This is a genomic window from Streptomyces sp. NPDC014891, assembly GCF_043081085.1.
GTDB lineage: Bacteria > Actinomycetota > Actinomycetes > Streptomycetales > Streptomycetaceae > Streptomyces.
Map to the genome: position 1 here is coordinate 272,428 of NZ_JBIBWF010000008.1, position 21,264 is coordinate 293,691.

Sequence of the window (21,264 nt, forward strand, 5' to 3'; positions counted from 1 at the left end):
GGGGCGGGGCGTCCGGGAACGGCGAACGCCCGCCCCGTTCGATCGGGGCGGGCGTGCGCGGCGTACCCGCGGGGAGTCCGCGGCGTACGGGCCGGGCTCAGTCCTCGCTGGAGGCGCTCGGCAGCTGGGTCTGGATGAGCGACATCACCGACGAGTCCGTCAGGGTCGTCACGTCGCCCAGCTCGCGGTTCTCCGCGACGTCGCGCAGGAGCCGGCGCATGATCTTGCCCGAGCGGGTCTTGGGCAGCTCCGCCACCGGCAGGACCCGCTTGGGCTTGGCGATCGGGCCGAGGGTCGCGCCGACGTGGTTGCGGAGCTCGGCGACCAGGCTCTCGTCCTGGCTGGCCGTGCCGCGCAGGATGACGAAGGCGACGATCGCCTGACCGGTCGTCTCGTCGGCCGCGCCCACGACGGCCGCCTCGGCGACGGCGGGGTGCGAGACGAGCGCCGACTCGACCTCGGTGGTCGAGATGTTGTGACCGGAGACGAGCATGACGTCGTCGACCCGGCCGAGCAGCCAGATGTCGCCGTCCTCGTCCTTCTTGGCCCCGTCGCCGGCGAAGTACTTGCCCTCGAAGCGGGACCAGTACGTGTCGATGTAGCGCTGGTCGTCCCCCCAGATGGTGCGGAGCATCGACGGCCACGGCTCGGTGAGGACCAGGTAGCCGCCCCCGCCGTTCGGTACCTCGTTGGCCTCGTCGTCGACGACGGTCGCGGAGATGCCCGGCAGCGGGCGCTGGGCGGAGCCCGGCTTGGTCTCGGTGACGCCCGGCAGCGGCGAGATCATCATCGCGCCCGTCTCGGTCTGCCACCAGGTGTCCACGATCGGGGTCTTGCCGGCGCCGATGTGCTCGCGGTACCAGACCCAGGCCTCGGGGTTGATCGGCTCGCCGACCGAGCCCAGGACCCGGAGGCTGGACAGATCGAACTTGGCGGGGATGTCGTCGCCCCACTTCATGAACGTGCGGATCGCGGTGGGCGCCGTGTAGAGGATCGTGACGCCGTACTTCTGCACGATCTCCCAGAACCGCCCCTGGTGCGGGGTGTCCGGGGTGCCCTCGTACATGACCTGCGTCGCGCCGTTGGCCAGCGGGCCGTAGACGATGTACGAGTGTCCGGTGACCCAGCCGATGTCGGCGGTGCACCAGTAGACGTCGCTCTCCGGCTTGAGGTCGAAGACGGCGTGGTGGGTGTACGCGGCCTGGGTGAGGTAGCCGCCGGAGGTGTGGAGGATGCCCTTGGGCTTCCCGGTGGTGCCGGAGGTGTAGAGGATGAAGAGCGGGTGCTCCGCCTCGAAGGCCTCCGGGGTGTGCTCGGCGGACTGGCGGGCGACGATGTCGTCCCACCAGACGTCGCGGCCCTCGGTGAAGGCGGTGTCCTGGCCGGTGCGACGGACCACGAGGACGTGCTCGACCTGCGGGCACTTGGCGACGGCCTCGTCGATGGCCGGCTTGAGGGCGCTCGGCTTGCCGCGGCGGTAGCCGCCGTCGGCGGTGACGACCAGCTTGGCGTCGGCGTCCTGGATGCGGGAGGCCACGGCGTCGGCCGAGAAGCCGCCGAAGACCACCGAGTGGGCGGCGCCGACGCGGGCGCAGGCCAGCATCGTGACGGCCGCCTCGGGGATCATCGGGAGGTAGACGGCGACGCGGTCGCCCTTCCGGACACCCAGCTCGGTCAGGGCGTTGGCCGCCTTGGAGACCTCGTCCTTGAGCTCGGCGTAGGTGATCGAGCGGCTGTCGCCCGGCTCGCCCTCGAAGTGGATGGCGACCCGGTCGCCGTGGCCGGCCTCGACGTGCCGGTCGACGCAGTTGTACGCCACGTTCAGCTCGCCGTCGGCGAACCACTTGGCGAACGGCGGGTTCGACCAGTCGAGGGTCTCGGTCGGCTCGGTGGCCCAGGTCAGGCGCTTGGCCTGCTCGGCCCAGAAGCCCAGCCTGTCCGCCTTGGCCTGCTCGTACGCCTCCGCCGTCACGTTGGCGTCCGCGGCCAGCTCGGCGGGCGGCGCGAACCGTCGCTCTTCCCGAAGCAGATTGGCCAGGCTTTCGTTGCTCACGACATCTCCCTTTCCCAGGGCGTCCTCTGTGCGTATGTGTCCCGCGTCATAGCTCATCAGTCGAAGGCCCGGGTGACAAGGGCCTCCGGGCAATTGGTTTAGACCTGTGAGCCGTCCGGCGTGCGGGGGCCCCTCCTCCCGAGCGGTGGGAGAAGGGGCCACACAGTCTCACGGACCGGGGGAGCGGAAGGTTCAGGACGCGCTGCCCCGGCCGCGGTCGGGACGGCGCCGACCTGTGCGCGGTCAGGACGCCCGGGCCGCCTCCCGCGCCTCCGTCGGCATGACCTGGGTGAACACGTCGTCGTACGAGTGCGCCTCGTCCGTCCCGGAGAGGAGGTACGCCTGCGCCTCGCCCACGTGGAAGTACACGCCGTGCAGCGAGAGCGTGCCCTCGGCCAGCCGCCGCGCCACCGGCTCGTACGCCCGGAGGTGCTCCAGCTGCTGCACCACGTTGGTGAGGCAGAGCTGCTCGACCGCGTCCGCCGGGAGGCGGCCGGAGATCCGGGCCCAGGCGTGTCTGCTGCTCGCCATCCGCTCCAGGCTCGGCCGGCCGTGGCGCAGCCAGCGGCGGAGCGGGGTCGGCGGGTCGTCCGGGCCGGCGTTGAGCAGGGCCTGCATCGCGCCGCAGCCGGAATGGCCGCAGACGGTGATCGAGTCCACTCGCAGCACCTCGACCGCGTACTCGATCGCCGCCGCCACCGAGTCGTCCCCGCTCTCCTCGCCGGGCAGCGGGACGAGGTTTCCGACGTTCCGCACGGTGAACAGGTCACCCGGGCCGCTCGACGTGATCATGCTGGTGACGAGACGGGAGTCCGCGCAGGTCAGGAAGAGCTGCGAGGGGGTCTGGCCCTCGCGGGCCAGCCGCGCGAGCTCGTCCCGGACCAGCGGCGCCGTGTTCCGCTGGAACGTGCCGATGCCGCGGGCCAGCTGGAGACCCGTGGTGCGCGGGGGCTCCACGGACTCGTCGGGCCGCTCGGCCGGCTGCTCGCCGCACTGGTGGTTGTGCCACGGCGTCCAGGGCCGGCAGCAGGCGTGCGCGGCGACGTCCGAGGGGGTGGACTCGGCGATCCTCGCCCCCGACGGGCCGGTGGTCTCGACGGTCCCGCCGTGCGCCAGGTGTCCCGCGGTCCAGTCGCTGAGGGTCTCGTAGGCGGCGTGGTCCATGAAGGAGCCGTCGAGCTCCACCACCACGTCCGACCCCCTGGGCAGTTGGTGCAGGGCCCGGCTCAGCCGGGGTACCGCGAGGAAGGTCAGCTGGCCCCGGACGTGCAGGAACTGGCGTCCGTCCCGCTCCTCCCGGGTGATCCGCGTGCGGGCGAGCCGCTGCATGGCGACAGTGATGGCCACGGCGATGCCGAGGGCGACGCCCTCCAGGATGCCGACGAGGACGACGCCGGACAGCGTCACCGCGTAGACCACGACCTCGCGGTGCCGGGTGACGGTGCGGATGTGGGTGATGCTCACCATCTGGATGCCGACCACCATGACCAGGGCGGCGAGCGCGGGCAGCGGGATCAGGTCGAGCACGGGCACCAGGAACAGGGCCGCGAGCACGATCCACAGGCCGTGCAGCATGGTGGAGGCGCGACTCACCGCGCCCGCCGAGACGTTCGCGACGCTGCGGACCGCGACGCCGGCCACCGGGAGCCCGCCGAGCGCGCCGGAGACCACGTTGGCGGCGCCCTGGCCGGCGAGTTCGCGGTCGAGAGCGGTGCGCGGGATGCCGAGGCCGCCGTCCGGGCGGGCGGCGACCAGCTTGTCGACCGCGACGGCGGACAGCAGCGACTGCACGCTGGTGACCAGGGTGATCGTCAGTACGCCGGCCGCGATGCCGAGCACCGGGCCCTCGGGCAGACCGGGCAGCGCGTGGCTGCTCCAGGAGGGCAGGTCGACGCGCGGGACGGCGAGTCCGGCGAGGGTCGCCACCGCGGTCGCCCCCGCCACCGCGACGAGCGCGGCCGGGACCTTGCGGAGGAGCTTCCCCGCCCGGCCGGGCAGCCGGGGCCAGCACAGCAGCACGACCACGGTGAGGGCGCTGATGCCGAGGGCCGCCGGGTGGAGGTGCGCCAACTGGGCGGGCAGCCCGAGGAAGTTGTCGACGGCGGAGCTCTGCGGGGTGCTGCCGAGCACGATGTGCAGCTGGGCGAGGGCGATGGTGACGCCGATGCCGCCGAGCATGCCGTGCACGATCGCGGGCGAGACGGCGAGGGCCGAGCGGGCCACCCGGAGGACGGAGAGCCCCAGCTGGGCGAGGCCCGCGAGCACCGTGATGGCGCAGGTGGTGCGCCAGCCGTACAGCTGGATCAGCTCGGCCGTGACCACGGTGAGGCCGGCGGCGGGGCCGCTGACCTGGAGCGGGGAGCCGCCGAAGCGGCCGGCGACCAGACCGCCGACGGCGGCGGCGACCAGGCCGGACTGGAGCGGGGCTCCGGTGGCGAGCGCGATGCCGAGCGAGAGCGGCAGCGCGATCAGGAAGACGGCGATGGACGCCGACAGGTCGACGCCGGCGACACGGAAGCGGCGGGGCCCGTCCGGCGGGCTGTGCGGTCGCTGGACGCGGGGTCGGTTGGGCGTGCGGGCAGGGGTGCAGAGGGTCATTCCCGTCTCCTCCGGGGCGGCGCGGTCGCGGTTCGTGCGGGACGAACATGGGGGGCTCGCGGCCGTGGGTCACGGCGTGCAGCGGCGGGATGCGTTGCGGCGGCAAGGCGGGATCCCCGCCAGGCGAGGATCAACGCTCGGTAATCGAATAGTAATGGAGAGTAAAGTCTGCGGCATTATTTTCGGGGCAAACAGGGCAATGATTCACCGGTTCCGGTGAAGGGCGAACGAAATACCGCTTGTCGTTTCATCTCTCCGGCTGTCGCGGTGCGACGTTGACGCCGCTCGTACGGAACCGAGGAGAGGTGCGCGCATGACAGCCGCCGGGAGAAGGACCACTGCCCAGAGGAAGGCGCTCGCCGCCGGTGCCCTCGCCGTCGCCCTGATCGGCGGCCTCGCCGGCTGCTCGGGCTCCGACGGCACGGGCGCGAAGAGTGCGCCGGGCGGTGCGGGCGCCAAGGAGAAGCCCGCCGCCGCCCCGCAGAACGCGGTCCGCCTGATCGGCGACGGTTCCACCGCCTTCACCGGCGCCCAGCCCCACCAGCCCGTCTGGCAGCGCCTCAAGCCGGGCGAGACCCCGCCGCAGTTCGTCGTCTTCTCCTGGGACGGCGCCGGTGAGGACAGCCAGAAGCTGTTCTCCCACTTCCGCAAGGTCGGCAAGAAGTACGACGCGACGATGACGTACTTCCTCAGCGGCGTGTACCTGCTGCCCGAGGAGAAGCGGGACCTCTACGACCCGCCCCAGCACAGCGCCGGCCGCTCCGACATCGGCTTCAACGACACCGAGGGCATTCGCGCCACCGTCCGCGAGCTGCGCGGCGCGTGGCAGGACGGCAACGAGATCGGCACCCACTTCAACGGGCACTTCTGCGGCGCCGACGGCGGCGTCGGCACCTGGTCCGTCGAGGAGTGGAAGAGCGAGATCAAGCAGGCGAAGTCCTTCGTCAAGAACTGGAAGACCAACGCGGGGCTGCGCGCCGAGCAGCCGCTGCCCTTCGACTACGACAAGGAGCTCGTCGGCGCCCGCACCCCCTGCCTCGAAGGGCGGACGAACTTCGTCCAGGCCGCCGCGCAGCTGGGCTTCCGCTACGACACGAGCGGCGTCAACGACCACATCTGGCCCAAGAAGGACCTGGGCCTGTGGGACCTCTCGCTCCAGCTCGTGCCGGTCCCGGGCCGGGCCTTCCAGACCCTGTCCATGGACTACAACTTCATGGTCAACCAGTCCCCGGGCACGACCCAGGGCGACCCGTCCCAGCGCGAGTACTGGGGCGACCAGATGCGGGACGGCCTGGTGCAGGCCTTCGAGCGCTCCTACCGGGGGAACCGCGCGCCGCTGATCATCGGCAACCACTTCGAGTCCTGGAACGGCGGCGTGTACATGCGCGCCATCGAGGAGACCATCGCCACGGTCTGCGTCCAGAAGGACGTCAAGTGCGTGTCGTTCCGGCAGCTCGCCGACTGGCTCGACGCCCAGGACCCCGACGTCATCGCCAAGATGCGTACCCTCAAGGTCGGCGAGGCCCCGGCGGCCGGCTGGAAGGCCTTCCTCGCCCCCCAGCCGGCGAAGGTCCCGGCCGCCCCCGCCACGGCCGCCGGCGCCCCGGCCGCCGCCCGCCCCGGTGACGGGCGTCAGACGGGCTGAACGGCGCCGAGACTCTCGGCGAGGACGAAGTCGGGGTCGACCTGGGCGGCCAGGTCGGCCCCCGTCTTCGCGTTCCCCCAGCTCTCCGCGTTCCGCAGGTGGAAGTGGACCATCTGGCGGGTGTAGCGGTCCCAGTCGCGGTCGGCGTACGAGTCGTCCGCCGCGTCCTGGAGGGCCTGGAGCGACATCCGATTCTCGGCCTCCAGGAGCTCGAAGCGGGCCGGGCGGCCCTTCTCCATCGCCCGGACCCAGTCCGAGTGGCCCACCGTGACGAGCAGGTCGTCGCCGACCTCCGCGCGCAGGAAGTCCAGGTCGTCCTGGCCCTGCACCTTGTTCCCGACTACCTTGAGCGCCACCCCGAAGTCCCGCGCGTACTCCTTGTACTGGCGGTACACCGAGACCCCCTTCCGGGTCGGCTCCGCCACCAGGAAGGTCATGTCGAAACGGGTGAACAGCCCGGACGCGAAGGAGTCCGAGCCGGCGGTCATGTCGACGACCACGTACTCGTCCGCGCCGTCGACCAGGTGGTTCAGGCAGAGCTCCACCGCCCCGACCTTCGAGTGGTAGCAGGAGACCCCGAGGTCCGACTCCGTGAACGGACCCGTGGCCATCAGCCGGATCTCGCCGTCGTCCAGCGTCACCGGCCGCGCGCAGGCCTCGTAGACCGGGTTCTCCTCGCTGACCCGCAGCAGCCGCGAGCCCTCCCCGGGCGGCGTCGTCTTGATCATCGTGTCGGCGTCGGCGATCCGCGGGTTGCTGCCCCGCAGGTACTCCTTGATCAGCGGCAGGTGCGCCCCCATCGCGGGCAGCGCGGCGGCCTCCGCCTCGGGCAGGCCGAGCGCGGCGCCCAGGTGCTGGTTGATGTCGGCGTCCACGGCGACGACGGGGGCTTCGTTGGCGGCGAGGTGACGGATGAAGAGCGAGGACAGCGTGGTCTTGCCGCTGCCGCCCTTCCCCACGAAAGCGATCTTCATGTTCACCTAGCGTAGTGGCATGAACGCGGCGCGTGGTCGCGATGCGTGAAGAAGACCACTCCATCGTGGGGCGGGCCGCCGGGACGCGTAGCCTCCCTACTTATGAGTACGCACGCCTCTGACCCCTTGGCCGCTCTCGGCTCCCTGCCGGGCGTCGCCGACGCGGTGGACTCCGTACGCAAGGCCGTCGACCGGGTCTACGGCCACCGTGTGATGCGCCGCCGCAGCAACGAGATCTCCTCCGAGGCCGCACTGCGCGGGGCCCGCGGCTCCGCCGCCCTCTCCGGCGCCGACTGGGCCCTGGAAGAGGTCCGCCGCCGCACCGACTTCGGCGCCGACGCCGAGGCCCGCACCGTCGGCGCCGCCCTGCGCCTCGGCGCCGAGGCCGGGCAGCTGCTCTCCATCTGGCGCCAGTCGCCGCTGCGGGTCCTCGCCCGCCTCCACCTCGTCGCCGCGGGCGACCCGGGCGACTCGGTGGGCCGGCCCCGGCTGGACGGCGAGACCGTGGACGAACCGCTGGTCACGACCCCCCTTCCGACGCCCGCCGAGGTCGGCGGACGACTCGACGGCCTGGCGGAGCTGATCGTCGCGGGCGGCGAGGCGCCCGCGCTCGTCACGGCCGCCGTCGTCCACGGCGAGCTGCTGGCGCTGCGCCCCTTCACCTCGTACAACGGCCTGGTCGCGCGCGCCGCCGAGCGGATCGCGCTGGTCGGCAGCGGGCTCGACCCGAAGGCGATCTGCCCGGCGGAGGTCGGCCACGCGGAGCAGGGACGGGCCGCGTACCTCGCCGCGTTCGAGGGGTACCTGTCGGGCACCCCGGAGGGCGTCGGCGGCTGGATCGCGCACTGCGGTCGTTCGGTCGAGCTCGGCGTCCGCGAGTCGACCGCGGTCTGCGAGGCGCTCCAGCGCGGCGCGGCCTGAGCCACCACCCCGTCGGAGGGCTGCCGGACCGGGCCTCACAGACGAGTCCGGGCCCCTCGCGGGGCCCGGAACGGGTTGCGGCGGCACCAGTTCTGGTACCGCCGCTGGCACGTCCACCCAGTTACCATGCGTCCTCGAAAATGTGCCCATCAGGCCGGGAACTTTGCCCGTGGCCTGGTGCGGCTGGCCCGTAATCGACGGGTCGACGTCGCGTGGGTGCTCGGTTTCTGTGCTAGGTCCGTGGGGCCTTCATGCTCAACAGGTGATCCTCTCGGATGTCCTCGGTCTCGCGGGCCTGATTCCTTTCTACTCCTGTCGGGGTGGAAGCGAAAGTGCTGGATCCACTTCTCTGCGTATTGCTCAAATCCGGGCAAAGCCATCGGCGAGCCGATGGGCTCCCGCGGCCTGCCGGCGACGGGCCGCGTACCAGACGAGTCCGGCGCCGACGGCCGCCGCACCCACCGCCGCCGCGGCGACGAGCGCGGGTCGGGGCGGCATGCGGAACTCGGGCAGCCGCTGCTTGAGCCGCACGGGCTTCTCGAACGCGAGGACGGGCCACTCCCGAGCCGCCGCCTCCCGGCGCAGCGCCCGGTCCGGGTTCACCGCGTACGGGTTGCCGACGGCCTCCAGCATGGGGATGTCGGTCGCCGAGTCGCTGTACGCGTAGCAGCGCGCGAGGTCGTAGCCCTCGGACTTCGCGAGGTCGCGGACGGCTTCGGCCTTGGTCGGCCCGTAGGCGTAGTACTCCACCTCACCGGTGAAGCAGCCGTCCTCGCCGACCACCATCCGGGTGGCGACGACCCGGTCGGCGCCGAGCATCTCGCCGATCGGCTCGACGACCTCGGCGCCGGAGGTCGAGACGATCACGACGTCGCGCCCGGCGGCGTGGTGCTCCTCGATGAGGGAGGCGGCCTCGTCGTAGATGATCGGGTCGATCAGGTCGTGAAGGGTCTCGGCGACGAGCTCCTTCACCTGGGCCACGTTCCAGCCTCTGCAGAGCGCGGAAAGGTATTCGCGCATCCGCTCCATCTGGTCGTGATCGGCCCCACCTGCCAGGAAGACGAACTGGATGTAGGCCGTCCGCAGGGCGGCACGGCGGCTGATCAGTCCGCCCCGGTAGAAGGACTTGCTGAAGGTCAGCGTCGAGGACTTCGCAATGACCGTCTTGTCCAGGTCAAAGAAGGCGGCTGTGCGCGGCAAGGAGTGGTTTTCCACAAGCCTGAGCATAGGTGCCCGCCATTCGGCGTACGCTGGGGCGCGTGGGTTTGCCTGAGAAGGCTCTCGGGTACACCATGGAAGTCACGGATCGTTCGCGACCGTGCTAACCCGGTCCGGCTCCTCCCCCCCCGAGTCGGCCGGAGAGACGACCCCCGCTCTCCCCCCCGGCGGGGGTCGTCGCATGTCCGGAGCCGTTTCGGTGCGCTGGGACATCGTCCGCTCCCTTCTTTCCGGCCGTCGTACGGCCCTCGTCCGGCGCCGTGCCGGATGCCTCGATTCCTCACCCACAGTAACCGGCGGGCTGCGTTCCGGGCAGTCCCCGCAGGGGTGACGAAGTTATTCACAGGGCTTCGGATATCCCCGGTTTTTCAGCAAGATCACCAGGATTTCCGGTTCGGCCCCACGGTGATTCCTGTCGCGAAGTTCGCGAACGGCAGGAATCACGAGAGGGGTGTGCGCCGTGGAGGCAACCAGGACTTCCCGGGCCGGGAGCGCGAGGCGGGGTCCGGCGCCGGGCGGGGCGGACGGGACCGGGGAGCGCGAGCAGCGCCGCGCGGGCCCGCTGATCGTCACCGAGGACCTCGGACTGCTCGACGACCTGCTGCGGCTGTGCGCCGCGGCCGGGGTCGAGCCCGAGGTGCACCACCGGGTGCCGGAGGGGCGCGCGGGCTGGACCGACCCGCCGCTCGTCCTGGTCGGCGACGACGCCGCGGCGCGGTGCCGGGGGGCCGCGCGCCGCCCGGGGACCGTCCTCGTCGGACGGGACCGGGACGACCCCGGGGTGTGGCGGCTCGCCGTCGAGATCGGGGCCGAGTGCGTGCTGCGGCTGCCGGACGCCGAGGGCGTCCTCGTCGACCGCATCGCCGACGCTGCCGAGGGGGCGGGCAGGCCGGCGCCGACCGTCGGGGTCGTCGGCGGCCGTGGCGGCGCGGGCGCCTCCACCCTGGCCTGCGGCCTCGCGCTGGCCGCCGCGCGCGCCGGGCGGCCCACCCTGCTCGTCGACGGCGACCCTCTGGGCGGAGGCCTGGACGTGTTGCTCGGCGGCGAGCGCGAGGAGGGCAGACGATGGCCCGACTTCGCCGCCTCCAAGGGGCGGCTGGCCGGCGGGGCCCTGGAGGAGTCCCTGCCCTCCGTGCGGGGCGTCCGGGTGCTCAGCTGGGGCCGGGAGCCCGCGGCGCCGGTGCCGCCCGAGGCGGTGCGGTCCGTGCTCGCCGCGGCCCGCCGCCGGGGCGGGGTCGTCGTGGTCGACCTGCCGCGCGGCGCCGACCCGGCCGCCGTCGAGGCGCAGGCCCAGCTGGACGTCGGACTGCTCGTCGTGCCGGGCGAGTTGAGGGCCGTCGCGGCCGCCCACCGCGTGGTCGCCACCCTCGCGACGGGGGTGCGCGACCTGCGGGCCGTGGTCCGCGGGCCGTACGCGGCCGGACTCGACGAGCGCTGGGTCGCCGACGCGCTCCGGCTGCCGCTCGTCGGCGAACTCCCCTACGACCCGGGGATCGTGGCCGATCAGGACGCGGGCGTGCCGCCGGGCGCCGAGCCGCGAGGACCGCTCGGCCGGTTCTGCGACGCCTTCTGGGCGCGTGCCCTCGCACCCGGTGGTGCGGCGTGACCGGGGCCCAGGCCGGTGGTGCCGGGCTGCTCGACGCCGTCCGGCAGCGGCTCGCGGCCAGCGGGTCCGATCCCACCCCGGCACGGGTCGCGGCGGCGCTGCGGGCGCAGGGACGCCTCCTCGGCGACACGGAAGTGCTCGGCGCCGCAGAGGAGTTGCGGTGCGAACTGATCGGCACCGGCCCCCTCGAACCGCTCCTCGCCGACCCGGCCGTCACCGACGTCCTGGTCTCCGCACCCGACCGGGTGTGGGTGGACCGCGGCGCCGGCCTGGAGCGGGCCCCGGTGTCCTTCACCGACGCCGCCGCCGTGCGCAGGCTCGCGCAGCGGCTCGCGGCGGTGGCCGGACGCCGACTCGACGACGCCCGGCCCTGGGTCGACGCGCGCCTGCCCGACGGCACCCGGATGCACGCGGTGCTGCCCCCGGTGGCCGTCGGCTCCACCTGCCTGTCGCTCCGGGTGGTCCGCCCGCGGGCCTTCACCCTGGAAGAACTCGCGGCCGCGGGCACGGTGCCGCCCGGCGGCGCCCCCGTCCTGCGCGCTCTCATCGACGCCCGCGTGTCGTACCTGGTCAGCGGTGGCACGGGCACGGGGAAGACCACGCTGCTGGCCTCATTGCTCGGCCTGGTGGGGGAGCGGGAGCGGATCGTCCTCGCGGAGGACTCGGCGGAACTGCGGCCCGACCACCCGCACGTGGTGCGCCTCGAGGCGCGGCCGGCGAACCAGGAGGGTGCGGGGCTCGTGACGCTGCGGGACCTGGTCCGGCAGGCGCTTCGGATGCGGCCGGACCGGCTGGTGGTCGGCGAGGTCCGCGGCGGCGAGGCGGTCGACCTGCTCGCCGCCCTCAACACCGGTCACGAGGGAGGCTCGGGCACGCTCCACGCCAACACGGCGGCGGACGTGCCGGCACGGCTCGAAGCCCTGGGCACGGCGGCCGGGCTCGACCGGGCCGCCCTGCACAGCCAGTTGGGCGCGGGCCTCTCGGTGGTCCTCCATCTGGCGCGGGACCGGGACGGGCGGCGGCGGATCGCCGAGGTGCACGTACTGGAGCGGGACCGGGACGGCCTGGTGCGCACGGTTCCCGCGCTGCGCTGGGGCCCGGCCGGATTCGTCCGGGAGCGGGGCTGGCAGCGGTTGAGCGCACTGATCGGAGGAGGGGCGTGACGACGACGGTGGTGGTGTCCGCCGGGGAGGCGGCCCGGGCGGCGGTGGCGCTCTGCGCGCTGGTGGCGCTGTGGGAGGCGGCCGAGCGGCGACGGGTCACGGGCCGGGCGCGGGCGGTGCTCGCCGGGGGGCCCGCCGTGCGCCCCGGGGCGGTCGGCGGCCGCGCGGGACCGGCGGTCCTGGGCGCCCGCTGGTGGGCGGTGCTCCGGGGGCGTCGCGCCTGGCTGTGCCTGCCGGCGGGAGGAGTCGTCGCGGTGCTCGGCGAGTCGCCGCTTCCGCTGGTGGCGGGTGCGGTCGCCGTGCCGCTCGTCGGACGGCGGCTGAGGGAGGCCGGACGGCGGCGGGAGCGCGAGGCGCGGGCCGAGCGCGTGGTGGCCCTGTGCGGGGCCGTCGCGGGGGAGCTGAGGGCCGGTTGGCAGCCGGCGCAGGCACTGGCCTTCGCGGCCCGTGAGACGGGCGCCCTGGGGCCGGAGGAGGCGGCGGTGCTCGCGGCCGCCCGCTTCGGCGGGGACGTGCCGGCGGCCCTGCGGAGGGCGGCCGTCCAGGACGGCGCCGACGGGCTCGCGGGCATGGCGGCCTGCTGGCAGGTGGCCGTGGACGGCGGCGCGGGCCTGGCCGCCGGGCTCGACCGGCTCGAGGCGGCCCTGCGGGAGCACCGCGAGCAGCGCGAGCGGTTGCGTGCCGAACTGGCCGGGGCATGGGCGACGGTGGTCGTCCTCGCGGTGCTGCCGCTGGCGGGTGTCGCCCTGGGCGCCGCTCTGGGTGCGGATCCGCTGCGGGTGCTGCTGCACACACCGGCCGGTCTGGGCTGCCTCGTCGTGGGCGGGGCCCTGGAAGCGGCCGGACTGTGGTGGGCCGCGCGGATCGTGCGAGGAGGTGAGCGGACGTGACCGGGGCCGTGCGGATGGTCGCGCTGGCCGTCGTGGTGCTCGTCGGCTGCGAGCCGGCGGTGCGGGAGCTGGCGCGCCGCCGCAGGGCGCGCGGGGTGCGGCGGCGCTGGAGGGACCTGCTACCCGCCCCGGAGCCGCCGCGGCGGAAGGCCCGCGCCGGCCCGCCGCGGTGGCTGGGCCACTGGCTCGCTGCCCTCGGGGCGGCGGGGCTCGGCTGGGTGCTGTTCGGGGTGCCGGGCGCGCTGGCCGCCTCCGGTCCGGTGGCCGTGGCGGTACGTCGGCGCACCGCCGGCCGGTCCGCGGCGCCGGGTGGGACCGAGGACGACGCGGCGCGTCACCTTCCGCTGGCCGCCGATCTGTTGGCGGCCTGCGCCTCGGCGGGAGCCGGGCCGGGAGAGGCGGCGGAGGCCGTCGGACGGTCCCTGGGTGGGCCGCTCGGCGAGCGGCTGACCCGCACCGCGGCCGAGTTGCGGCTCGGTGGCGAACCGGCCGAGGTGTGGCGGAGGTTCGGCGCTCTGCCGGGCGCCGCGGGCCTCGCGCGGTGCCTGGAGCGGGCGGGTTCCTCGGGCGCGCCCGCGGCGGAGGCGGTCGCCCGGCACGCGGCGGCGCTCCGCTCGGCCCGGGCCCGGACGGCTGCGACCCGGGCGCGCCGCGCGCAGGTGCTGATCAGCGGGCCCGTGGGGCTGTGCTTCCTGCCGGCCTTCCTCGCCGTGGGAGTGGCCCCGGTGGTGATCGGCCTGGCGACGGGACTCCTGGACGGACCGGCCGGATGAGCCGGACGCCCGGCACGGCAGGACGTGAGGTGCGGGTGGGCCGAGGACGGGACGGACGGCGCGGACGAAGCGATCCGAGCGATCGCAGCGAACCGAGCAAACGAAGCGAACCAAGCGAACCAAGCGAACGAAGCCAACGAAGCCAACGAGAACGACGAGAACGACGAGTTGAGGAGGTCGGCATGGGAGTCAGTGCGGCGATGGGGCGTCGGCGGAGGGTGCGGCGGGAGGCGGCGCGCCGGGACGCGGGGATGACCACGTCCGAGTACGCGGTGGGGACGATCGCGGCGGCCGGGTTCGCCGCGGTCCTGTACAAGATCGTGACCAGCGGGGCGGTCTCCGGGGCGCTCGAGTCGATGATCGGCAAGGCTCTCGATGCGCCGTTCTGACCGGGGGTTCGTGACCGTGGAGGCGGCGCTGGCGCTGCCCGTCCTCGCCCTCTTCACGGTCACCCTGCTCTGGGGGCTCGCGGCCGCCGCCGCGCAGATCCGCTGTGTGGACGCGGCGCGGGCGGGTGCGCGGGTCGCGGCCCGCGCCGAGCCCCCGGCCGCGGCCGAGTCGGCCGCGCGGTCCGCGGCGCCCGAGGGCGCGCGGATCGCGGTGACGCGGTCGGGGGACCTCTGGCGGGTCACGGTGGAGGCCGTGGCCCCGGGTCCCGGAGGCATGGGAGTGACCCTCCGGGCGGAGGCGGCGGCGCTCGCGGAGGACACGGCGGCCGGCGCCTCGGCGCCGCCCGTCCCGGCGGCCGGCGTCACGTCGTGACGCCCGGAGCCACGCTCGGCGGCCGCGCCCGTGGCCCGGCGCGGGCCGGGGGACGGTTCCGGGGCCGTGCTCGGGCTCGGGAGCGGGGTGCGGCGACCGTCTGGGTGGCCTTCGCGGCCTGTGCGCTGTGTGCGGTCTTCGGGGCGGTGCTCGCGCTCGGGCAGGCGGTGGCGGCCCGGCACCGGGCCGGCGGGGCGGCCGACCTGGCGGCGCTCGCCGCCGCCGACCGGGCGCTGTGGGGCGAGGCGGAGGCCTGTGCGGCGGCCTCGCGGGTGGCCGCGGCGCAGGGCGCCGAGCTGGTGGGCTGCGCGGTGCGGGGCGAGCTCGCGGAGGTGGCCGCCCGGGTCGTGGGCGGCCCGTACCGGCCGGAGGTCAGGTCCCGGGCGGGGCCGCGGCAGGCGGGTTCCGGGACGCCTCGGACGGGTTCCGGGCCTCCTCGGGCTTCTCCGGCTTCTCGGTGGCCCCGGGAGCCTCCGGAGCACCAGGACCCTCGGTGGCCCCGGGGGCCCCTTGAGCACCTTGACCCTCTGGGGCCCCGGGAGCCTCCTGGGCCTCCTGGGCCTCCTGGGCCTCCGAGCTCGGCTTTGGGGTCTGCGGGGTCGGTTCCGGCGTCGGGTCCGTGGGCGGCGGTTCCGGGGCCTCCCGGAGGATCTCCGTGAGGAGGCGGACCGCGCCGCGCTTGTGGAGCGGGTCGTTGCCGTTGCCGCACTTCGGGGACTGGATGCAGGACGGGCAGCCCGCCTCGCACTCGCAGGAGGCGATGGCCTCGCGGGTGGCCTTCAGCCAGGCCTCGGCCGTGTGGAAGGCCCGCTCGGCGAAGCCCGCGCCGCCCGGATGGCCGTCGTACACGAAGACGGTGGGCAGCAGGGTGTCGGGATGCAGCGGTACGGAGACGCCGCCGATGTCCCAGCGGTCGCAGGTGGCGAAGAGCGGCAGCATGCCGATGGAGGCGTGTTCGGCGGCGTGCAGGGCGCCGCCGAGGATCTCGGGGGTGATCCGGGCGGCGTCGAGCTGGTCCTCCGTGACCGTCCACCACACGGCCCGGGTGCGCAGGGTGCGGGGCGGCAGGTCGAGCTTGGTCTCGCCGAGCACCTCGCCCGTGATGAGACGGCGGCGCAGGAAGGAGACGACCTGGTTGGTGACCTCGACGGAGCCGTAGCAGAGGCGGCCGGCCCCCCAGGGGATCTCGGTCTCGGTGTCCAGGACGGCGATGGAGGTGGTGTCGCGGGCGGTGGTGGAGTACGGCGGGACGGCCTCCTCCACGAGTGCCACGGAGTCCTTGAGGTCGAGCTCCCGCACCAGGTAGGTGCGGCCCTGGTGGAGGTGGACGGCGCCCTCGTGGACGGCCGCGTGGGAGGCGGCCTCGTCGACGGTGCCGAGCAGCCGGCCGGTGCCCGCCTCGACGATCCGCACGGGGCTGCCGCCGCCGCCCCGGATGTCGGCGAGGTCGGCGGCCCGCTCGCGGCGGGTCCAGTACCAGCCGGTGGAGCGGCGGCGCAGCAGCCCGGCGCCCTCCAGCTGGGGCAGCAGGTCGGGGACGGCCGGGCCGAAGAGGTCCAGGTCGGGCCCGGTCAGCGGCAGCTCCGAGGCAGCGGCGCAGAGGTGGGGGGCGAGGACGTACGGGTTGTCGGGGTCGAGGACGGTCGACTCGACCGGCTGGTCGAAGATCGCCTCGGGATGGTGCACCAGGTAGGTGTCGAGCGGGTCGTCGCGGGCGATCATGACCGCGAGGGCGCCCTCGCCCGAGCGGCCGGCGCGGCCCGCCTGCTGCCACAGGGAGGCCCGGGTACCGGGGTAGCCGGCGATCAGGACGGCGTCGAGGCCGGAGACGTCCACGCCCAGTTCCAGGGCGGTCGTGGCGGCGAGGCCGAGGAGTTCGCCGGAGTGCAGGGCGTGCTCCAGGGCCCGGCGCTCCTCGGGGAGGTAGCCGCCGCGGTAGGCGGCGACCCGGCGGGCCAGTGAGCGGTCGGTCTCGGCGAGCCGCTCCTGGGCGATGACCGAGATCAGCTCGGCGCCGCGCCGGGAGCGCACGAAGGCGACCGAGCGGACGCCCTGGCGCGTCAGGTCGGTCAGCAGGTCCGCGGTCTCCGCGGTGGCGGTGCGGCGCACGGGCGCGCCGCGCTCGCCGTGCAGCTCGGTCAGCGGCGGCTCCCACAGGGCGAAGACCAGTTCGCCGCGCGGGGAGGCGTCGTCGGACACCTCGGTGACCGGCAGGCCCGTGAGGCGGCCGGCGGCGACGGCGGGGTCGGCGGAGGTCGCCGAGGCGAGGAGGAAGACCGGCTCGGAGCCGTACCGGGCGCAGATCCGGCGCAGTCGTCGCAGCACCTGGGCGACGTGGGAGCCGAAGACGCCCCGGTAGGTGTGGCACTCGTCGATCACGACGTAGCGCAGGGCGCGCAGGAAGGAGGCCCACCGGGGGTGGGAGGGGAGTATGCCCCGGTGCAGCATGTCGGGGTTGGTCAGCACGTGGTTCGCGTACTGGCGGACCCACTCGCGTTCCTCGACGGGGGTGTCGCCGTCGTAGACGGCGGGGCGGATCCGGTTGCCGAGCGGGGCGGCCAGTTCCCGCACGGCGCGCCGCTGGTCGGCGGCGAGGGCCTTGGTGGGCGAGAGGTACAGGGCGGTGGTCCCGCGGCCGTTCGGTGCCTCCGAGCCGTCCAGGAGGGTGCTCAGGACGGGGGCGAGGTAGGCGAGCGACTTGCCGGAGGCGGTGCCGGTGGCGATGACCACGTGCTCGCCGTCCAGGGCGTGCTCGGCGGCCTCGGCCTGGTGCGCCCACGGATGGTCGATTCCGGCCGACTCGATCGCCGCGATCACTTCCGGACGGATGCGGTGCGGCCAGACGGCATGCCGACCCTCCCGGGCGGGCATGTGCTCCGTATGAGTGATGCGCGCGGCCCGGCTCTCGCCCGAGGAGAGCCGGTCGAGGACCATGCCGGGGGAGGGGCGGCTGCCCGTCTCCCCGGCCGGTCGGCGGGGGCGCTGATTGGTTGCCATCGGCACCGAGTGTGTCACTGCCATGACGGACAATGCCTCTAAGGCGTCGTGCATGGCTGCTGGTAAGTGATTGAATGCCATCGCGGCTGGCGATCAGTTCCCTGACTCCGCCCGGGAGACCCAGTGGAGAACGATCGTTCGATAGCAAGGTGCTGGAGGATCCGTGGACCTGTCCCTGTCGACTCGCAATGTGTCCGGCGCTGGTGGCGACCGTACGGTCGTCGAGGTCGGTGGCGAGATTGATGTGTATACCGCGCCCAAGCTGCGCGAGCAGTTGGTCGAGTTGGTGAACGACGGCAGCTACCACCTGGTCGTCGACATGGAGGGCGTGGACTTCCTCGACTCCACCGGCCTGGGCGTGCTCGTCGGCGGCCTGAAGCGCGTGCGTGCCCACGAGGGCTCGCTGCGTCTGGTCTGCAACCAGGAGCGCATTCTGAAGATTTTCCGGATCACGGGTCTCACCAAGGTGTTCCCGATCCACAACTCGGTCGACGAGGCCGTCAACGCCGTCGACTGAGCCCAGGGGGTTCGTATGGCCACCGTTGAACTCCGCTTCAGCGCCCAGCCCGAGCACGTCCGGACGGCCCGCCTGGTGGCGGCCGCGGTCGCGCGCCGGGCCGGGGTGGACGAGGCGGTCCTCGACGAGGTGCGGCTCGCCGTCGGCGAGGCGTGCTCGCGCGCCGTCGGGCTGCACCGCAGCAACGACGTGTCGACGCCCATCAGGGTCGTGCTGACCGAGGAGGAGAAGACGTTCTCCATCGAGGTCGGCGACGAGGTCCCGGGTGCGGGGGTCGCGGCGGCCGATGCCGTCGGCGTCCCCGGCGCGCGGGCCGCGGCCCCGGCCGAGGAGTTCGACGACGCCGACGGTGAGGACGAGATGGGCCTCGCGGTGATCCGCGGGCTCGTCGACGACGTCGAGGTGAGCGCCGGCGAGGACGGCGGCACCATCCGGATGAGCTGGCCGGTGAGTGCGGCGGACCTGCTGTCCTGACCCGCGCGACGACGCGAAGCGCAACGAGAAGAGGCCCTGCCCCGCAGGGCCTCTTCTCGTTCTCGTTCTCGTTCTCGTTCGCGGAGGCGGCCGGGGCTGGGACGCGGGCCCGGGGCCGAGCCGTGCCCTCCCGTCGGTCCTCACCGTCCCCGCCCGCCCGTGGCCTGCGCGCGCGGGCCCGGCCCGGGGCGCCGACGCGCCGTGCGGGACGGATTCCGGGGTTCGGTTGGTGCATCCGCGCGGGGGCGCTCCGGCATCCCCGTTCGTACTGGTTTGTCTCCCTATGATCCCTCCCCATGTATCCCACTTCTCTCGCCGCGGCGGTGCTCACGAGCGGGAACCGGACGATCGTGTACGTCGTCGGCGCCGTCGCCCTCGCCGCGCTGGTCGTCGCACGGCTGCTGGTCCGCCAGGTGCTCAGGGCCGGTGAGGGCACCGAGCGGATGAGGGAGATCGCCGCCGCCGTGCAGGAGGGGGCCAACGCCTACCTCGCGCGGCAGCTGCGGACCCTCGCCGTCTTCGCGGTCGCCGTGTTCCTGCTGCTGATGCTGCTGCCCGCGGACACCTGGTCGCAGCGCGCCGGACGTTCCCTCTTCTTCCTGGTCGGGGCGTTGTTCTCGGCGGTCACCGGGTACATCGGCATGCGGCTCGCGGTACGGGCCAACGTGCGGGTCGCCGCGGCCGCCCGGGAGGCCACCCCGGCCGAGGGCGAACCGGGGAAGAGCCTCACGGAGGTGGCTCACCGGGCCACCCGGATCGCGTTCCGCACCGGCGGGGTCGTCGGCATGTGCACCGTCGGGCTGGGACTGCTCGGCGCGGCCTGCGTCGTGCTCGTCTACGCCGCCGACGCGCCCAAGGTCCTGGAGGGATTCGGCCTCGGCGCCGCGCTCATCGCCATGTTCATGCGCGTCGGCGGCGGCATCTTCACCAAGGCGGCCGACGTCGGCGCCGACCTCGTCGGCAAGGTCGAGCAGGGCATCCCGGAGGACGACCCGCGCAACGCGGCCACCATCGCCGACAACGTGGGCGACAACGTCGGCGACTGCGCGGGCATGGCGGCCGACCTCTTCGAGTCGTACGCCGTCACCCTGGTCGCCGCCCTCATCCTGGGCAAGGCGGCCTTCGGCGACCACGGCCTGGCGTTTCCCCTGATCGTGCCCGCGATCGGCGTGATCACCGCGGTCATCGGCATCTTCGCCGTCTCCCCGCGGCGCGCCGACCGCAGCGGGATGAGCGCGATCAACCGGGGCTTCCTCGTCTCCGCCGTGATCTCGCTCGCCGGAGTCGCCGTCGCCGCCTTCACGTACCTGCCCTCCTCCTACGCCGAGCTCCAGGGCGTCACCGAGCCGGGCATCCGCGAGCACGCCGGCGATCCGCGGGTCCTCGCCCTGGTCGCCGTCGCCCTCGGCATCGTCCTCGCCGCGCTCATCCAGCAGCTCACCGGCTACTTCACGGAGACGAGCCGACGCCCCGTCAGGGACATCGGCAAGTCCTCGCTCACCGGCCCCGCGACCGTCGTCCTCGCGGGCGTCGCCCTCGGCATGGAGTCGGCCGTCTACACGGCGCTCCTGATCGGCCTGACCGTCTACGGGGCGTTCCTGCTCGGCGGCACCTCGATCATGCTCGCGCTGTTCGCCGTCGCCCTCGCCGGGACGGGCCTGCTCACCACCGTCGGCGTGATCGTCGCGATGGACACCTTCGGACCGGTCGCCGACAACGCCCAGGGCATCGCGGAGATGTCCGGGGACGTGCAGGGCGCGGGGGCGCGGGTCCTCACCGACCTGGACGCCGTCGGCAACACGACGAAGGCCATCACCAAGGGGATCGCCATCGCCACCGCCGTCCTCGCGGCCGCGGCGCTGTTCGGCTCGTACCGGGACGCGATCGCCACCTCGGTGGCCGAGGTCGGCGCGCGGGCGGACGGGCTGACCCTCTCGATGGACATCTCCCGGCCCAACAACCTCTTCGGCCTGATCCTCGGCTCCGCCGTCGTGTTCCTCTTCTCCGGGCTCGCGATCAACGCCGTCTCGCGGTCGGCGGGATCGGTGGTCCACGAGGTGCGGAGGCAGTTCCGCGAGCACCCCGGAATCATGGACTTCACCGAGAAGCCCGAGTACGGGCGGGTCGTCGACATCTGCACCAAGGACGCGCTGCGCGAACTCGCCACGCCCGGGCTGCTCGCGGTGATGGCCCCGATCGCGGTCGGCTTCTCACTGGGCGTCGGCCCGCTCGGCGCGTATCTCGCCGGCGCGATCGGCACGGGCGCCCTGATGGCCGTCTTCCTCGCCAACTCCGGTGGCGCCTGGGACAACGCGAAGAAGCTGGTGGAGGACGGTAACCACGGCGGCAAGGGCAGCGAGGCGCACGAGGCCACGGTCATCGGGGACACGGTCGGCGACCCGTTCAAGGACACGGCGGGGCCGGCGATCAACCCGCTCCTGAAGGTGATGAACCTGGTCGCGCTGCTCATCGCGCCGGCGGTCGTGCAGTTCGGCTACGGGGACGACGCCAGCGCCGGGCTCCGCGCGGCGGTCGCGGTGCTCGCGCTGCTGGTCGTGGTCGCCGCCGTGAGGATGTCCAAGAGGCGCTCGGTGACGATGTCCTGACGTGACGTCCGGAACCGGGCTCCGCGTGGCCCGCTCGTCCGTGGTGTCCGTCTCATTCCCGGGCGTG

16 protein-coding genes and 1 pseudogene are annotated in these 21,264 nt (G+C 73.9%); 12 read left to right on the plus strand and 5 right to left on the minus strand.

What is annotated here, in order from left to right:
• Positions 1-97: 97 nt before the first annotated feature.
• On the minus strand, positions 98-2,053 hold the full coding sequence (gene acs, locus ACF09E_RS23960; RefSeq protein WP_361847571.1) for an acetate--CoA ligase: 1,956 nt from the start codon (positions 2,051-2,053) through the stop codon (positions 98-100).
• 243 nt (positions 2,054-2,296) lie between these two features.
• The gene (locus tag ACF09E_RS23965) at positions 2,297-4,651 is read right to left on the minus strand and encodes a SulP family inorganic anion transporter (RefSeq protein WP_392206918.1); all 2,355 of its coding nucleotides are present in this window, start codon (positions 4,649-4,651) and stop codon (positions 2,297-2,299) included.
• Positions 4,652-4,964: 313 nt separating this feature from the next.
• On the opposite strand from ACF09E_RS23965, the gene ACF09E_RS23970 reads away from it, so the two are divergent.
• Positions 4,965-6,296, plus strand: coding sequence for a hypothetical protein (locus tag ACF09E_RS23970; RefSeq protein WP_392206919.1), 1,332 nt, complete (start codon positions 4,965-4,967; stop codon positions 6,294-6,296).
• Here ACF09E_RS23970 and ACF09E_RS23975 read toward each other — a convergent pair.
• A complete protein-coding gene (locus tag ACF09E_RS23975) occupies positions 6,284-7,270 on the minus strand; it encodes an ATP-binding protein (protein ID WP_392206920.1) in 987 nt (328 codons plus the stop codon). The genes ACF09E_RS23970 and ACF09E_RS23975 overlap by 13 nt on opposite strands.
• A gap of 102 nt (positions 7,271-7,372) precedes the next feature.
• Here ACF09E_RS23975 and ACF09E_RS23980 point away from each other — a divergent pair, with 102 nt between their 5' ends.
• Positions 7,373-8,191, plus strand: a complete 819-nt coding sequence (locus tag ACF09E_RS23980; RefSeq protein ID WP_361847559.1) for an oxidoreductase — start codon at positions 7,373-7,375, stop codon at positions 8,189-8,191.
• A gap of 360 nt (positions 8,192-8,551) precedes the next feature.
• On the opposite strand, the gene ACF09E_RS23985 is transcribed toward ACF09E_RS23980, so the two are convergent.
• The gene (locus ACF09E_RS23985) at positions 8,552-9,418 is read right to left on the minus strand and encodes an HAD-IB family hydrolase (RefSeq protein WP_392206921.1); all 867 of its coding nucleotides are present in this window, start codon (positions 9,416-9,418) and stop codon (positions 8,552-8,554) included.
• Between the two features lie 451 nt (positions 9,419-9,869).
• On the opposite strand from ACF09E_RS23985, the gene ssd reads away from it, so the two are divergent.
• The 7 genes and pseudogenes from ssd to ACF09E_RS24020 form a co-directional block, all read left to right on the plus strand.
• A complete protein-coding gene (gene ssd, locus ACF09E_RS23990) occupies positions 9,870-11,015 on the plus strand; it encodes a septum site-determining protein Ssd (RefSeq protein WP_392206922.1) in 1,146 nt (381 codons plus the stop codon).
• On the plus strand, positions 11,012-12,178 hold the full coding sequence (locus ACF09E_RS23995; protein WP_392206923.1) for a TadA family conjugal transfer-associated ATPase: 1,167 nt from the start codon (positions 11,012-11,014) through the stop codon (positions 12,176-12,178). The genes ssd and ACF09E_RS23995 overlap by 4 nt, the downstream gene beginning before the upstream one ends.
• Positions 12,175-13,068 carry a type II secretion system F family protein gene (locus tag ACF09E_RS24000; RefSeq protein ID WP_392206924.1) on the plus strand — a complete coding sequence of 298 codons (894 nt, stop codon included), beginning with the start codon at positions 12,175-12,177 and terminating at the stop codon, positions 13,066-13,068. The genes ACF09E_RS23995 and ACF09E_RS24000 overlap by 4 nt, the downstream gene beginning before the upstream one ends.
• Positions 13,069-13,082: 14 nt before the next feature.
• Complete coding sequence (locus ACF09E_RS24005; protein WP_392207098.1) at positions 13,083-13,841, plus strand: type II secretion system F family protein; 759 nt, start codon at positions 13,083-13,085, stop codon at positions 13,839-13,841.
• Between the two features lie 251 nt (positions 13,842-14,092).
• Positions 14,093-14,230, plus strand: a complete 138-nt coding sequence (locus ACF09E_RS24010) for a DUF4244 domain-containing protein (protein ID WP_392206925.1) — start codon at positions 14,093-14,095, stop codon at positions 14,228-14,230.
• The gene (locus ACF09E_RS24015; RefSeq protein WP_392206926.1) at positions 14,217-14,603 is read left to right on the plus strand and encodes a TadE family type IV pilus minor pilin; all 387 of its coding nucleotides are present in this window, start codon (positions 14,217-14,219) and stop codon (positions 14,601-14,603) included. Before ACF09E_RS24010 ends, ACF09E_RS24015 begins: the two co-directional genes overlap by 14 nt.
• 104 nt (positions 14,604-14,707) lie before the next feature.
• Positions 14,708-14,935: pseudogene (locus ACF09E_RS24020) on the plus strand (Rv3654c family TadE-like protein); the annotation flags it as partial.
• A 40-nt stretch (positions 14,936-14,975) separates the two neighbouring features.
• Here the strand turns inward: ACF09E_RS24020 and ACF09E_RS24025 are convergent.
• On the minus strand, positions 14,976-17,681 hold the full coding sequence (locus ACF09E_RS24025) for a DEAD/DEAH box helicase (protein ID WP_392206927.1): 2,706 nt from the start codon (positions 17,679-17,681) through the stop codon (positions 14,976-14,978).
• An 82-nt stretch (positions 17,682-17,763) separates the two neighbouring features.
• On the opposite strand from ACF09E_RS24025, the gene ACF09E_RS24030 reads away from it, so the two are divergent.
• From ACF09E_RS24030 to ACF09E_RS24040, 3 genes are all read left to right on the plus strand, one after another.
• Positions 17,764-18,117, plus strand: a complete 354-nt coding sequence (locus ACF09E_RS24030) for an STAS domain-containing protein (protein WP_361860573.1) — start codon at positions 17,764-17,766, stop codon at positions 18,115-18,117.
• 15 nt (positions 18,118-18,132) lie between these two features.
• A complete protein-coding gene (locus ACF09E_RS24035) occupies positions 18,133-18,591 on the plus strand; it encodes an ATP-binding protein (RefSeq protein WP_361860570.1) in 459 nt (152 codons plus the stop codon).
• A gap of 296 nt (positions 18,592-18,887) precedes the next feature.
• Positions 18,888-21,197, plus strand: coding sequence for a sodium-translocating pyrophosphatase (locus tag ACF09E_RS24040; RefSeq protein ID WP_392206928.1), 2,310 nt, complete (start codon positions 18,888-18,890; stop codon positions 21,195-21,197).
• Positions 21,198-21,264 lie beyond the last annotated feature (67 nt).

Bases quoted from the DNA above. Each gene is read 5' to 3' on its own strand.
- ACF09E_RS23965 (WP_392206918.1), bottom strand. From the start codon at position 4,651: ATGACCCTCTGCACCCCTGCCCGCACGCCCAACCGACCCCGCGTCCAG.
- ACF09E_RS23970 (WP_392206919.1), top strand. From the start codon at position 4,965: ATGACAGCCGCCGGGAGAAGGACCACTGCCCAGAGGAAGGCGCTCGCC.
- ACF09E_RS23975 (WP_392206920.1), bottom strand. From the start codon at position 7,270: ATGAAGATCGCTTTCGTGGGGAAGGGCGGCAGCGGCAAGACCACGCTG.
- ACF09E_RS23980 (WP_361847559.1), top strand. From the start codon at position 7,373: ATGAGTACGCACGCCTCTGACCCCTTGGCCGCTCTCGGCTCCCTGCCG.
- ACF09E_RS23985 (WP_392206921.1), bottom strand. From the start codon at position 9,418: ATGCTCAGGCTTGTGGAAAACCACTCCTTGCCGCGCACAGCCGCCTTC.
- ACF09E_RS24005 (WP_392207098.1), top strand. From the start codon at position 13,083: ATGGTCGCGCTGGCCGTCGTGGTGCTCGTCGGCTGCGAGCCGGCGGTG.
- ACF09E_RS24010 (WP_392206925.1), top strand. From the start codon at position 14,093: ATGACCACGTCCGAGTACGCGGTGGGGACGATCGCGGCGGCCGGGTTC.
- ACF09E_RS24015 (WP_392206926.1), top strand. From the start codon at position 14,217: ATGCGCCGTTCTGACCGGGGGTTCGTGACCGTGGAGGCGGCGCTGGCG.
- ACF09E_RS24025 (WP_392206927.1), bottom strand. From the start codon at position 17,681: ATGGCATTCAATCACTTACCAGCAGCCATGCACGACGCCTTAGAGGCA.
- ACF09E_RS24035 (WP_361860570.1), top strand. From the start codon at position 18,133: ATGGCCACCGTTGAACTCCGCTTCAGCGCCCAGCCCGAGCACGTCCGG.
- ACF09E_RS24040 (WP_392206928.1), top strand. From the start codon at position 18,888: ATGTATCCCACTTCTCTCGCCGCGGCGGTGCTCACGAGCGGGAACCGG.